Source organism: Nostoc sp. (assembly GCF_036916985.1).
Lineage (GTDB): Bacteria > Cyanobacteriota > Cyanobacteriia > Cyanobacteriales > Nostocaceae > Nostoc.
On the sequence record NZ_JBALFD010000027.1, the window covers coordinates 276,291 to 292,048 of the forward strand.

4 protein-coding genes are annotated in these 15,758 nt (G+C 43.5%); 1 reads left to right on the forward strand and 3 read right to left on the reverse strand.

The genetic code is table 11. From position 1 onward, the window contains the following. Window positions 1–88 precede the first annotated feature (88 nt). Complete coding sequence (locus tag V7L07_RS11380; RefSeq protein WP_335057790.1) at window positions 89–787, reverse strand: Uma2 family endonuclease; 699 nt, start codon at window positions 785–787, stop codon at window positions 89–91. A gap of 420 nt (window positions 788–1,207) precedes the next feature. Here V7L07_RS11380 and V7L07_RS11385 point away from each other — a divergent pair, with 420 nt between their 5' ends. Next, window positions 1,208–7,825 (forward strand): HAMP domain-containing protein, encoded by a 6,618-nt coding sequence (locus V7L07_RS11385; RefSeq protein ID WP_335057792.1) that lies wholly within the window; start codon window positions 1,208–1,210, stop codon window positions 7,823–7,825. A 93-nt stretch (window positions 7,826–7,918) separates the two neighbouring features. Here V7L07_RS11385 and V7L07_RS11390 read toward each other — a convergent pair whose 3' ends face one another. After that, entirely contained in the window at window positions 7,919–8,149 is a 231-nt protein-coding gene (locus tag V7L07_RS11390) for a hypothetical protein (protein ID WP_335057794.1), read from the reverse strand. A gap of 343 nt (window positions 8,150–8,492) precedes the next feature. Further along, window positions 8,493–15,635 (reverse strand): AAA family ATPase, encoded by a 7,143-nt coding sequence (locus V7L07_RS11395; RefSeq protein ID WP_335057796.1) that lies wholly within the window; start codon window positions 15,633–15,635, stop codon window positions 8,493–8,495. Window positions 15,636–15,758 lie beyond the last annotated feature (123 nt).

The following is a 15,758-nucleotide window of genomic DNA, read 5'->3' on the forward strand; positions in this document are numbered from 1 at the left end:
GCCAACTCGACTTGTGTATACACGCTAGCCAATACATACGGGGAGGGTTAGGGTGGGGTAAAACTGACACGAAAACTCAGTGAGTAAACTATTTCAGACTTGTGTATTTCTTCAACTGCTGCACAAACGCATTATGTTCCGGTGAATTCAACCCCGCTTGCACCACCTCCAACACTCGCACCATCTGATTGTTTAACAGCGCCTCCACCGCTAACCACAAACCCGGAAACACCTGAGAGCGAATAATTCCATCTGCACCGGGAGATAGCAATTGATAGTCGCCATCAATTAGGCAAAACCATTCAATTTTATTCTCGTAAGATTGCCAGATTACGTACTCCAACACCCCATTACGGCGATAAACCTGCTTTTTGCTGCCTGTATCGATCGCAACGCTACTCGCTGCAATTTCAACAATCAATTCGGGAGATCCTTCAATGTAACCGTCGCTGCTCAAACGGGTTTGTCCGCCTGCGTCTGGTTCAATAAACAACACTACATCTGGCTGGGGTTCATTGTCTAAATCTAGTCTGACGGTTGGTTCAACGCTTAAGTCAACGCCAGGAGTCAATGATTGGTATACTCCTAACCAAGTTATAGCCCGACTGTGGGGTTTGCCATGTTGCTGATGTCTTAAGGGAGATGCCACGTAAACGATTCCTTCAATCAGTTCTGCTTTCTTGATCTGGGGTGCAGCCGCATAACGCCGTTCAAATTCAGGGCGAGTTAAGCGATCGCCACTTTCAAGCGGAGGCAGATGTCTCTGGGTTGAGTACTCTCTAACCATTTGCCAATCCTTGGAGTTGCCGGATATTTCTGACTTTAGCAAATCTTCAGTTATCAGTTAGGATTTGTTGATTTGCTGCTTTCCTCAAATTTCAAAAATCATAAAATGTAATGTTAATTGTCATCTTGTGTTTTCCTGTGCGATGCTGTATTCGCCCAGGTAGGCATCGCCCACAGTTAATGCTCCATAACGGAGTCCAACTAGCTATCATTAGCTAAGTGGTATGTCAGATACAACGGCAATACTATTTAGTTAGCAGTCTTTATCAACTGCTTACACTCGCACCCATAAAAATTAGTTTGATTTACTTTTTATTTCCTACTCTCTATTTTGATAACCATTACCTAAAAGTTCTCTAACTAGGTACGGGATACAAAAAATACAAAAAATTCCTCAAGATTCAAGATTAAGGATAAGGCTATGGCAACCGAACAGTTAACTAGAGACAGCGACAATCTAGATTTAAATCAGCTACTAAGAACGCTGAATGCTGTTAAACAAGGTGACTTCTCGGCTCGGATGCCCATAGACCATACTGGTGTGGCGGGGAAAATTGCTGATACGCTTAATGATATTATCGATCAAAATGAGCGGATGGCGGCGGAGCTACAACGTATTGGTAACGTTGTCGGCAAAGAAGGCAAAATTGCCGATCGCGCCTCTCTCGGAGATGTTCGAGGTTCTTGGTCAGATTGTGTGACTTCTGTCAATACTCTGATTACAGATTTAGTTCAACCAACGGCTGAAACTACGCGCGTGATTCGGTCGGTTGCCAATGGTGACTTATCCCAAACGATCGCCACAGAAATTGATGGCAGACCTCTGCAAGGTGAGTTTCTCCAAACTGCGAATATCGTCAACACGATGGTAGAACGGCTGGGTTCCTTTGCGAGTGAAGTTACCAGGGTTGCCCGTGAGGTAGGAACTGAGGGTAAATTGGGTGTTCAAGCCGAAGTGCAAGGTGTGGCTGGTACTTGGAAAGATTTGACGGATAACGTTAACTTGATGGCGGGTAATCTCACTGGTCAAGTTCGCAACATTGCCGAAGTTGCCACTGCGATCGCCAATGGTGACTTATCCAAAAAAATCACTGTTGATGTCAAAGGTGAAATTCTAGAACTAAAAAACACCGTCAACACGATGGTGGATCAGCTTAATTCTTTTGCGAGTGAAGTAACGCGAGTTGCCCGTGAGGTGGGAACGGAAGGGAAGTTGGGCGTACAAGCAGAAGTTAAAGGTGTAGCCGGTACTTGGAAGGATCTCACAGACAACGTTAATTTAATGGCAGGAAATTTAACTGCCCAAGTGCGTAACATTGCGGAAGTGACAACGGCGGTAGCGAATGGCGACCTTTCCAAAAAAATCACTGTGGATGTGAAAGGCGAAATTTTAGAGTTGAAAAACACCGTCAACATCATGGTGGATCAACTTAATTCTTTTGCAAGTGAAGTTACTAGAGTTGCGCGTGAGGTGGGTGCAGAAGGTAAATTGGGCGGTCAAGCAGAAGTTCGCGGCGTAGCGGGTACATGGAAAGATTTAACTGATAGCGTGAATTTCATGGCGGGAAGCTTGACGGCACAGGTGCGGAATATTGCAGAAGTGACTACCGCTGTAGCAAATGGCGACTTATCTAAGAAAATTACTGTGGATGTCAAAGGCGAAATTCTGGAGTTGAAAAATACCATTAATACAATGGTGGATCAACTTAATTCCTTTGCATCGGAAGTTACAAGAGTTGCGCGTGAGGTGGGAACTGAAGGTAAGTTGGGTGTGCAAGCAGAAGTGCGGGGAGTTGCGGGGACTTGGAAAGATTTAACTGATAACGTTAACTTAATGGCGGGTAATCTCACCGGACAGGTGCGAAATATTGCCGAGGTTGCGACTGCGATCGCAAATGGCGATCTATCCAAAAAAATCACCGTCGATGTCAGAGGTGAAATTCTCGAACTTAAAAATACCATCAATATAATGGTGGATCAACTCAGTTCTTTTGCGAGTGAAGTCACAAGAGTTGCCCGTGAAGTGGGAAGTGAAGGTAAACTGGGTGTGCAAGCCGATGTGCGCGGTGTGGCTGGCACTTGGAAAGATTTAACTGACAGCGTAAACTTCATGGCGGGAAGTTTAACGGCACAGGTGCGGAATATTGCCGAAGTGACTACAGCGGTTGCAACAGGCGACTTATCCAAGAAAATCACTGTTGATGTCAAAGGTGAAATTCTGGAGTTGAAAAATACCATTAACACAATGGTGGATCAACTCAATTCTTTTGCATCAGAAGTAACAAGGGTTGCCCGTGAAGTGGGAAGCGAAGGTAAACTTGGCGTGCAAGCAGAAGTACGCGGTGTAGCTGGCACTTGGAAAGATTTAACTGACAGCGTAAACTTCATGGCGGGAAGTTTGACGGCGCAGGTGCGGAACATTGCCGAAGTGACTACGGCGGTTGCAACAGGCGATTTATCCAAGAAAATTACTGTTGATGTCAAAGGTGAAATTCTGGAGTTGAAAAATACCATTAATACAATGGTGGATCAACTCAGTTCCTTTGCAAGTGAAGTTACAAGAGTTGCCCGTGAGGTGGGAACTGAAGGGAAATTGGGTGTACAAGCGGAAGTGAAAGACGTTGCCGGCACTTGGAAAGATTTAACCGACAGCGTGAACTTCATGGCAGGAAGCTTGACGGCACAGGTGCGGAACATTGCCGAAGTGACAACTGCGATCGCCAATGGTGACTTATCTAAGAAAATTACTGTTGCTGTCAAAGGCGAAATTCTGGAACTCAAGAATACCATCAATATCATGGTGGATCAACTCAACTCCTTTGCCAGTGAAGTTACAAGAGTCGCCCGTGAGGTGGGAAGTGAGGGGAAACTCGGCGTACAAGCAGATGTGCGCGGCGTAGCTGGAACTTGGAAAGATTTAACTGACAGCGTAAACTTCATGGCGGGAAGTTTAACGGCACAGGTGCGAAACATTGCCGCCGTTACCACAGCTGTAGCAAATGGCGACTTATCTAAGAAAATCTCTGTTGATGTCAAAGGTGAAATTTTAGAGTTGAAAAATACCGTTAACACGATGGTTGATCAACTCAATTCCTTTGCATCGGAAGTTACCAGGGTTGCCCGTGAGGTGGGAACTGAAGGTAAACTGGGCGTACAAGCCGAAGTTAAAGGTGTAGCCGGCACTTGGAAAGATTTAACCGACAGCGTGAATTTCATGGCGGGAAGTTTGACGGCGCAAGTGCGGAACATTGCCGAAGTTACGACGGCGGTAGCTAACGGCGACTTATCTAAAAAAATCACCGTCGATGTGAAAGGTGAAATTCAGGAGCTTAAAAACACCATTAATACAATGGTGGATCAGCTAAATTCCTTTGCATCAGAAGTTACCAGGGTTGCCCGTGAGGTGGGAACGGAAGGTAAACTTGGTGTGCAAGCTTACGTTAGAGGCGTAGCTGGAACTTGGAAAGATTTGACGGACAACGTTAACTCAATGGCGGGGAACCTCACCGGACAAGTCCGCAACATCGCGGAAGTTACGAAAGCGGTAGCAAATGGCGACTTATCGAAGAAAATTACCGTCGATGCCAAAGGCGAAATTTTGGATTTAAAAAATACCACCAACACGATGGTAGATCAACTCAGTTCCTTTGCCAGTGAAGTAACGCGGGTGGCGCGAGAAGTGGGAACTGAAGGGAAGTTAGGCGGACAAGCGCAAGTCCAAGGTGTGGCGGGGACTTGGAAAGATTTAACTGATAACGTGAACTCAATGGCGGGCAACTTAACGGCACAAGTGCGCGGTATTGCCAGAGTTGTAACCGCAGTTGCTAACGGAGACTTGAAACGGAAACTAATGTTAGATGCTAAGGGAGAAATTGAAACCTTGGCAGAGACAATCAACGAGATGATTGATACCCTAGCAACATTTGCTAATCAAGTAACCACAGTAGCACGAGAAGTGGGAATTGAAGGGAAGTTAGGCGGACAAGCGAGAGTACCTGGGGCGGCTGGAACTTGGAAAGATTTAACGGATAATGTAAATGAACTTGCTGCTACACTGACAACTCAGTTGCGAGCGATCGCAGAAGTTGCTACAGCTGTAACTAAAGGCGATTTAACTCGTTCAATTGCCGTCGAAGCACTTGGGGAAGTAGCAATACTCAAAGATAATATCAACCAGATGATTGCCAACCTGCGGGAGACAACGCAGAAAAACACCGAACAAGATTGGTTGAAAACTAACTTAGCCAAGTTTACCCGAATGCTCCAAGGTCAGCGAGACTTAGAAACCGTATCTAAACTCATTCTCTCAGAATTAGCACCCTTGGTAGGAGCGCAACACGGCGTATTCTTTCTGATGGAGTCTGCGGAAAATACACCATATTTGAAATTAATCAGTAGCTACGCTTACCGCGAACGCAGACATCTAGCTAACCGCTTCCAATTGGGTGAAGGTTTGGTGGGACAATGCGCTTTAGAAAAAGAGCGAATTCTGCTGACGGATGTGCCAAGTGATTATGTCAGAATTGCCTCTGGTTTAGGAGAAGCGTCTCCCCTGAATGCCGTGGTGTTACCTGTACTCTTTGAAGGACAGGTGACAGCAGTGATTGAATTAGCATCCTTTCGCCGCTTTAGCGAAATTCATCTGACATTCTTCGACCAGCTTACCGAAAGTATTGCGATCGTTCTCAACACGATCGCAGCATCGATGCGAACTGAAGAATTACTCAAACAATCGCAATCTTTAGCTGAAGAACTCCAAACCCAGCAAAGCGAACTCCGCGAAACCAACAAGCGTTTAGAACAACAAGCCCAATCACTCAAAACCTCTGAAGATTTACTCAAAGGACAGCAAGAGGAACTGCAACAAACCAACGCCGAATTAGAAGAAAAGGCAGAGTTGTTGGCGATGCAGAAAAAAGAAGTCGAGCGCAAAAATCGGGAAATTGAACAAGCAAGACTGTCTTTAGAAGACAAAGCTGAACAACTCGCCCTTTCCTCAAAATACAAATCAGAATTTCTCGCCAATATGTCCCATGAACTACGGACACCGCTAAATAGCTTGTTGATTTTGGCGAAATTATTAACAGATAATATCGATCGCAACCTCACCGCCAAGCAAGTCGAATACAGCCAGACAATTTACTCAGCCGGTACTGATTTGTTGGCGTTAATCAATGACATTCTGGATCTTGCCAAAATTGAATCTGGAACCATGTCTATTGACATGACTCAAATGCCATTGGCGGAGTTGGGCGAACAAGTTGAGCGCACCTTCCGTCAAATCGCTCAGAGTAAAGGGCTTGCCTTTGCAATTGAATTTACTCCCGAATTGCCCAACAGCATCTATACAGATGTCAAACGCATACAACAAGTGTTGAAAAATCTCCTCTCCAACGCTTTTAAATTTACAGAACAAGGGGAGGTACGGTTACAGATTGCAGTGGCCAAGCAGGGATGGAGCAACGACAACGAAACCTTAAATCGCGCTCAGATTGTCATCGGTTTCTCAGTCACCGATACAGGTATTGGCATTGCCCCCGAAAAACAAAAAGTGATTTTTGAAGCGTTCCAACAAGCCGATGGCTCTACCAGTCGGAGATACGGCGGCACAGGATTGGGTTTATCAATTAGCCGCGAAATCGCCCGTCTCTTCGGCGGCGAAATTAAACTCATCAGTCAACCCGGTGAAGGTAGCACCTTTACATTCTACTTACCACAATTGAGTGCTGTTAGCGATAGCGGGGCGTTTAGCCCGTTCCGAGTGCTGAGTCCTGAGTCTAGATCGACACTCCCCACTCCCTACTCCCCACTCAGCACTCAGCACTCAGCACTCATAAATGACGATCGCACCACCATTGAAAGAGGCGATCGCGTGTTATTAATTGTCGAAGATGACCTTAATTTTGCGCGTATCCTTTTAGATATGGCACAACAGCAAGGATTCAAGGTAATAGCTGCCCAAACCGGTAGTACAGGTTTGATGTTAGCGCAGCAATTTCTACCTTCAGCGATTTTGCTAGATATCCGGTTGCCAGAAATGGATGGTTGGACGGTATTGGATCGTCTAAAGCATGACCCAAATACCCGTCACATTCCCGTACATATCATGACAGTTGAGGAAGGGAGACAACGCGGTTTACAACTAGGTGCGATCGCGTATCTACAAAAACCCTTAACCAGTGAGACAATATCCGAGGCGTTGACCAAAATTAAAGGTTTTGTTGAGCGCCAGGTGAAAAATTTATTAGTAGTCGAAGACGATGACACTCAACGGCTGAGTATTGTTGAGTTAATTGGCAACAGCGATGTTTCAACTACAGCCGTGGCTACTGGTACAGCAGCCCTAGAAGCGATTCGCACCCAGCATTTTGATTGCCTCGTCCTCGATTTAGGGCTACCCGATATGACAGGCTTTGAACTGATTGAACAGATAAAGCTTTTACCTCACGGTAAAACTTTACCAATTATTGTCTACACAGGTAGAGAAATTAGCAAAGCTCAAGAAACAGAACTCAGACGGATTGCCGAGACAATCATTATTAAAGATGTGCGATCGCCCGAACGTCTCCTCGATGAAACAGCATTATTTTTACACCGAGTCCAAGCAAATTTACCTGAGCCGAAGCGCCAAATACTTGAACAACTGCATTCACAAGACTACTTACTCACTGGCAAAAAAGCGCTAATTGTAGACGATGATATGCGGAATATCTTCGCTCTTACCAGTATGCTGGAGCGTTATCAAATCCAGGTTTTATATGCTGAAAATGGCAGAGAGGGAATTGCCATGTTACAAAATACACCAGATATTGATGTGGTGTTGATGGATGTGATGATGCCAGAAATGGATGGTTACGAAACAACACGCGTAATCCGCCAAAACGAGCAATTTAAATCTTTGCCGATTATTGCACTGACCGCTAAAGCCATGCAAGGCGATCGCGAAAAGTGTATTGAAGCTGGTGCATCAGACTACATTACTAAACCCGTAGATACCGAACAATTGCTGTCGCTGTTGCGTGTTTGGCTATATCGTTGATATAGCAAGGGACTGGGGACTAGGGACTGGGTTGAAAGTCTGTTTGTATATAGGTTTTATCATCAGTTAATGTCCTAACCTGCTTGTCCGTTGCTATACTACAGCAAAATCTTTACTGCATTTTTGAATTAACAGCCAACGGTCAGAGTCTTTGTCCAGTGCTGGCTTGAGACGAAAATTAAAAACATCCTCCCACACTTGTACGCCGTGAGTAGAGGCAAAATCAATCTCAAGCTCTTTAAAACGTGGGTAGTCCCGTTCGCCGATCGCTGTCAGCATAGGAAGTAAGGCGGTTAACGGTATTTGGGTTGCTGTCTCAGTCATCTGGGTAGTCCTCAAAAATACAAATTATTGGTAGGGGTTCGTCTTCTTCCAATACGGTTCGGTTAGTATATTTGGCTCTCGGAGATCCCCCCAACCCCCCTTAAAAAAGGGGACTTTTCCTCCTATTTACCCCCTTTTTAAGGGGGTCGCCGTAGGCGGGGGGATCTTAACCGAACCGTATTGCGTCTTCTTCTCTTCCTTCTCTTCCTTCTCTTCCTTCTCTTCCTTCTCTTCCTTCTCTTCCTTTGCGTCCTTTGCGTCCTTTGCGTCCTTTGCGTCCTTTGCGGTTCGTTAAAAAAAGGATTTTAGCCTTAACCCAAGCGTATTGTGCTATATTCCACCATCATGCCAAATCGGGAACCAATGAGGCGATCGCCTTCACCAATTCTTCTGGATCTACAGGCTTAGAAATATGCTGCTGAAATCCCGCAGCGATCGCTTGTTGCTGATTCATCTCACCAGCATAAGCAGTTAAAGCGATCGCGGGAATTGTCCCGCCTTGCTCTGGTTCCAGACTTCTAATCTGTCGCATCAGCATATAGCCATCCATTTCTGGCATCCCTATATCACTGACGATCAGATTTGGCTGGGATTGACTCAATGCTGTTAAAGCCTCAATGGCTGAGGCGGCAACGGTAACAGTTGCACCATATTGCTCCAGCATAAAGGGCAAAAATTCTCGCATATCTGCGTCATCATCCACTACCAAAATCTCTAAGCCAGATAAGGGCAAAGACTGATTCGCCACCAGTGAAGAGTTATCTTCTACATCCTTAATTCCTTTGTTTTTATCCTGTAAACATGGAAGTCTGACGGTGAAAGTTGCTCCTTTAGCTTCGCCCAGACTTTCTGCTTGCACAGTTCCCCCATGAAGTTCTACAAGATGACGGACGATCGCTAATCCTAAACCTAAACCGCCAAATTTGCGAGTTGTCGCACCATCTGCTTGACGGAAATAATCAAAGACGAATGGTAAGAACTCAGGTGCAATCCCCTTCCCTGTATCAGTGATGCAGATTTGTACCTGTAAGCCAACTTGCTCTAATTTAATTTTTACCTGTCCACCGATGGGAGTAAACTTAATGGCATTAGAAAGAATATTCCAAATGACTTGTTGTAATCGATTGGCATCGCCTAAAACTTCTCCGATACCAGATTCAAAAATTGTCTGAATTTGGATGGATTTAGCCTCCGCCGATAGACGCACTGTCTCAATCGCAGCTTCAATCACTGATACCAAATTAATCCGGTCGAAGTTGAGATTAAGTTTACCCTGAAGGATGCGGGAAACATCCAGCAAATCTTCAATTAATTGAGTTTGTAACTTGGCATTGCGCTCAATAGTTTCTAGGGCGCGATCGCTGGTTGCTTGGTCAAGTTTGCGACTCCGCATCAGTTTTGCCCAACCCAAAATCGGGTTGAGTGGTGTTCTCAATTCATGAGACAGCACAGCTAAAAATTCATCTTTGACGCGATTTGCGCTTTCAGCAGCGCTTCTTGCCGTTCGTTCGGCTTCATAGAGATGGGCGCGGGCGATCGCTTGGGCGCATTGTTGAGCAACAGCCAAGAGAAATGCTTGATCTTCTCCACTAAGTTGTTGAGGTTGGGCAAATCCTAAAGTTATACCGCCAACTGCCCAACCTTCTACCATCAATGGAATAGAAATCCAGGCATTAAAATCATATTGGGCGTAAATTTCTGCTAAGTGTGGGTAATGAGCTATCCGATTTTCTGTTGTTTCGGCCCAAATAGGTTTCCCAGTCCGCACCGCTTCTGCTAAGGGAGAGGGTAAATCGATGGCAAAATTCCGCCAAGTGTCTATCAAATCTTGCTTATAGCCAACCGCACGTACAATTTCCAGTTCAGTTTTACTTTCATTCAACAAAGCAACAAGGGCAGAACTAGCTCCCAAGGCAGCCATGCTCTGCTCTACAATCACATCAGATACTTGGGCTGGTGTCAAAGATTCTGAAAGAGCAGCCGTGATCGATTGAAGACGGGCAATGCGCTCTAATGCTCTTTCTGCCGTTCTTTGGGCTTGCTGCGCTTCTTGGTAAAGGCGGGCATTATCGATCGCGATCGCCGCTCGATGGGCAATATCTTCCGCTAATGACAAGTCAGTTGTGTTGTAACGACGCTCTGACTCCGCTGTAAAAAAGGAAATTGCACCAAAAACTTTTTCACGTGCCATCAATGGAAAAATTATACAGGAATTTAAACCGATTTCACGTATAATCCTGAGATGTTCTGCATCTGGGATGCCTTTTACTAACAGCGCATCTGAGATTTCAGTTACCATTTCAGGAATTCCTGTACGCAGTACCTTAGGCACACCTCCAAGCTCATCCAATTTTCTTGGATAACGCTGATGAAGTTCCCAACCAAGTTTAACTTTCTCTGGATCTCGGTGAGCAACTGCTACCCGATTAATAAATTGGTTGTCTTGCAGCAGATCAACGCTACACCAATCGGCAAAGTAAGGCACAACGAAGTTTGCCACACTTGCTAGCGTGCTTTCGTAATCGAGGGAAGAAGCGAGGGTTGCACTGACTTGAGCCAAAAATGCTGCTCGTTGCTGATCGGCTTCTGCTTCCAGTCGGGCGGTTTGCTCTTGAATCAGTTGGATTCGTTCGGCTTCAGATTGTTTGCGATCGGTAATATCAAGCACAACACCACTCATGTGTGTGGCAATAACCGCTTCGTTGAAAAAGGCTTTTCCCCGACAGGCTGCGTAGCGGATACTGCCGTCATCCCAAATAATTCGATATTCTAAATTATGCTCCACACCTTCGTTAATAGCTCGACTCAACGATTGAGTCAGCAATCCCCGATCATCTGGATGCAGACGAGCTAAAATTGCCTCAGAAGTGCCAGCAAAGGTTTCCGGTGTTAACCCAAATAGTTGATAAACCTGCTCATCCCAGTCAAAGCGATCGCTGCTAATATCCCAACTCCAAACACCGATTTTGGCAGATTTCAACGCCAAATTTAGTTGTGCTTTGCTGTCTTTTAAACCTTGATAAAGACGAGCATTTTCTAGAGAAATAGCAATTTGAACTGTCAAAATTTCTAATACAGAAAGTTTGTCTTGTGTAAATGCACTGGAGATGAGATTATTTTCTAAATATAAAATACCAAGTAATTTTGACTGACGGGCGATCGGCAAACAAAGTACAGATTTAGGTTGCTTTTGAATTACATACTCATCTTTGGAAAACAAATTCTGCTCAGTAGCATTCTGCAAAATCACTGTTTCTTGAGTTCGCTGAACATAATTCAACATTGATTGCGGAATAAGCTGAGAAATTTCACCCTCTAATATAGGTCGAGAAACATAGAGCTTTTCTGCTTGGGGATTAACCTTAGCTTCTACTTCAATCACCAGATTTTGCTCATGTTCAAGCAACAAATAACCGATTTCTGCTCCCGCTTGCTCAATCACAATTTGCATTAATGTCTTCAATAATCGTGAAAAAACAATCTCACTACTTATAGTTTGAGAGGCTTTAACTACTGATAAAAAATCTAAATGCTCACCTGTGGTGATAAACGTGCCATTAGAAACAAGCTGTTGTTGTGGCAATAGTTGAGGATAGGATTCTTCCAGGTGCTTGACTTTAGCAAATGCCTCCCAGCGCACGTAAGCATTTTTAGCTGCTTCCAAATAAGTTTTGGCAATTAATTCAAACTCTTGCTCCAAGTAGAACTTAGCCGCTAGCTCATTAGCCAAGGCTTCATATTGCCCAAATCCCTGCTCACTGGCTGAAGCAATTGATTGCTCATACAGGCGCATTGCTGACAAATCTCGACCTTCAATCCGAGCTATTTCCGCAGCTACTAATTGAGACTTGTGTAAAAAGTTGGCAGAGCAGTGGTTAGCCCAATATTGCAATTGTTGTTGATGGGATTCTAAGGTTTGCAAAAACTGTTCTTGCTCTTGATTAGATACTGTTGGATAAAGAGCCGTGAGAGTCAGCGAGTAATATAAAATGTAATCTGTTTCAATTGGTAATGCCAGTGTCGTAACTGGCAAATTGGATAATTCTAAGGCAGATTTCAATGCTTCTGTATATTGTCGATATGTAAAAAAGATAATTAATTTGATAATGTGATAAAAAATAATCCCACTGACAAAACCTGCATCTGTAATTACAGATAAAGCGTGTGATTCATCAAAACTATCATCACTTAGAGTCAGATTGTGATGAGTAAGCCCGCGCAGATTCATCAGGAGCATCTGCTGTAATCTGATTGTCTGATAAACAGCTTCATGTTTCGACTGACGGGCAAATGTAGTATATTTCTCTAGAGATTTGTATGTATCTGCAAGCGGATATCCTAACTGGATAATTTGCCACGAGCCTTGATAGCCGTTGTAGTTTGCCATCGTTATATCACCTGCTTCCACACAACCGATAAATCCCCGCTCTAAAAACGGAATATCGGTAGCAATATGGTTACACCAAACGTTAATATGACTTCCATGAATGTGTAAAACAACTCCTCTAAGTTTCAAGTCATGAAACTTTTCATTCAATTGAATGGTCATCTCAGAAAATGCGTAACCTGTGGGAATATCATGGAAGATGGAAACCAACAGCATCGCGTACATACTGTAAGCAAAACAAGAATCTTCCGTATTCCCAAACTTGAGAGAGTAGTTAACAGCTTGAAGTACGACTAAGGGAAAGAGATCGGGTCTACCGAGATAAGTAGGTGGCCCCAAAGTGGTCAACAAACTAATCAGTGTCTTAATATTTGGATCTGGGATTACCGCAGCATTAATTAAATCAGAGATTTGTCTATCACCTAAATTTATTAATACCTGGTTTTTCTCAATTGCGATCGCAGCTTCTACTTCCTCATTTGTATTAGGGAATCTCACCCCAAAAAGTTTTAAAGCTTCTAATCCTAATATCAGCGCCTCTTCATATCTACCTGCAACTTGATAGAGTCTGATTTGCAGCATATAAATATTAGATTTATCTATATGAGATTTTGCTTTCAGCAATAATAGATCAAATAATTCTTCTGCTTGCTCTAAATTTCCAGTTAAGAATTCACACTCAGCCTGTTCTCTAAACAAAGTAAATGTTTGTTCGTATTGTTCAAACCAGGCATTCTCACCCAAAAGATTCATAGCAACGCTAAAAAATCTTTTAGCAGGAGTATAGGCTGTAGAAGCTTTTGCCTTTTTACCAGCGATTAAATTCAATCGCACCAATTCATTTTTTTCTGTTTGTTCAATAATTAGATCCACCGCGAGATTGAGTTGATTGACTAAATCAAAAATTTGCTCGTTCACTTGTTCAGCATTCGCATTCTTCAGCAAAAGCTGCCCAATCTTCAGGTGAACAGCCGACTTTGATTCATCGGCAATTAAGGAGTATGCAGCTTGTTGAACTCTGTCATGGTAGAAACGATAGTTTTTATGAACACTTTCATCTGACTCAATGGAAATAATTAATCCTCTTAAAATTGCTTCAACAAGTGCATTTGCCGTTTCTTCAATAGACTGTTCTCCAACCAATGCCAAAACTTCTAAATCAAAACGATTCCCGATACAGGAGGCTAACTTAAGCACCTGTTGAGTTGCAATTGGAAGTTTTTGCATCCGCCCAATCATCAGATTGACAATATTATCTGTAATACCTTGGGCTTCAATTTCAGCTAGATTCCATTGCCACCCTCCTTTTACCCCCCTCTGTCCCCCCTTACCAAGGGGGGATGAAAGGGGGGTAGGGGATTGAGGAGGGTCAAAATTCAGTAGATTCTCTTGATGCAATGTTTTCAGAAACTCATTGACAAAAAAAGGATTACCGTCAGTTTTTTGGATAATCAATTGAGCCAGAGGTTCTACTTGTTCTGCTGAACTATGCAAGGTATCGGCAATTAACTGATTGACATAGACAAGATTTAACGGTATCAGCAGAATTTCGGTCGTTTTTGCCCCATACTGCCGAACCTTCTCTATCATCAAATTAAATGGATGTACAACATCCACTTCGTTATCTCGATACGCCAAAATGAAGCAGAGATACTGGATACTAGAGCCAGTAATAATAGTTTCAATTAAATTCAAAGTAGCGATATCTGCCCACTGCATATCATCTAAAAAAACAGTGAGTGGATGTTCTTTTTGAGCAAAGACGCTGATAAAGTTCTGAAATACCAAGTTGAATCTGTTTTGAGATTCGGCAGGTCCCAACTCTGGGATAGGAGGCTGTTCTCCAACAATTAGTTCAACTTCTGGAATTACATCTGTGATTAGCTTACCATTGTTCCCTAAAGCTGCTTTTATTTCCTGTTTCCAGGTAGAAAGTTGCTCTTCCGGTTTAGTTAAAATTTGTCGAGCAAGTGTTTTAAAAGCTTGAACAATAGTGGAATAAGGAATGTCTCGTTTGTACTGATCAAACTTGCCAGAGATAAAAAGCCCACGTTCTCTAACAATGGGTTTGTGAATCTCCTTCACCAGAGAAGATTTACCAACCCCAGCATAGCCCGAAACTAATACGAGTTCTGGTTTCCCTTGGCTCACAACTCGCTCAAATGCTTGCAAAAGCTTGTCAATCTCTGGTTCTCGCCCATACAATTTTTGAGGAATTTGAAAGCGTTCTGAGATATCTTGCTCACCCAAAACAAAGGATTGAATTTCTCCGGTTGTCTCTAATTGCTTCAAACACTTTTCTAGATCAAATTGCAAACCTAAAGCGCTCTGATATCTCTGTTCTGCAACCTTCGACATCAATTTCATGGTAATCTCACAGAGCATTTGAGGAATATCAGAGTTCAGTTTGTTTGGGGATAGTGGAGATTTAGCAATATGAGAATGCACCCACTCTAAGGGGTCTTTACCTTGAAATGGTAGCTGACCTGTGAGCATCTCATAAAAGGTGACTCCCAGCGAATACAAATCGCTGCGATGGTCAATCCCTCGATTCATTCGCCCGGTTTGCTCAGGTGACACATAAGGTAAACTGCCTTCAATGCGACTGGAACTGCTAACTATTTGCTGCTGGTAGGGAATGAAAGCAGCAATTCCAAAATCGGCAATTTTTACCTGATTAGTTTCGAGGTTGATTAAAATATTTTGCGGCTTAATATCCTTGTGGACAATGTTACAAGTGTGAATTTGGGCGAGTTTACTGGTGATTTCAATGGCAATCTTCAAAAACGGCACAGGTTGTTGAAATTGGTCTAGAAATTGGTCGAGCGATCGCGCCTGAAAATCCTCCATAATTAAATAGGGGATTCCTTGGTGCATCTCTAAGGCGTAGGCTTTGACTGCTGCTGTGGTATTTAACCTTTGTGCGATCGCATACTCATGTTTAAGTTGTTCAATATTATTGGGTGTACACTGTTCTGGACGTAGCCCTTTGATAATTACCGGACACTGGTCTTCAACCTTAATTCCACGGTATACAACTGCTTTTACCCCTGCTTTTAACAAAGTGACAATTTTAAATCCGGGTAATGCAATCATCATGCCAAATACTCCAGCCGTGTTTCTTCAGGGATAATCCGAGCTTAATTGTATTTTAGATACATTTCTTGGGGCAGATAAAATTTAGATGATATCAGGTACGGATAATCACTTCTACAGACTCAA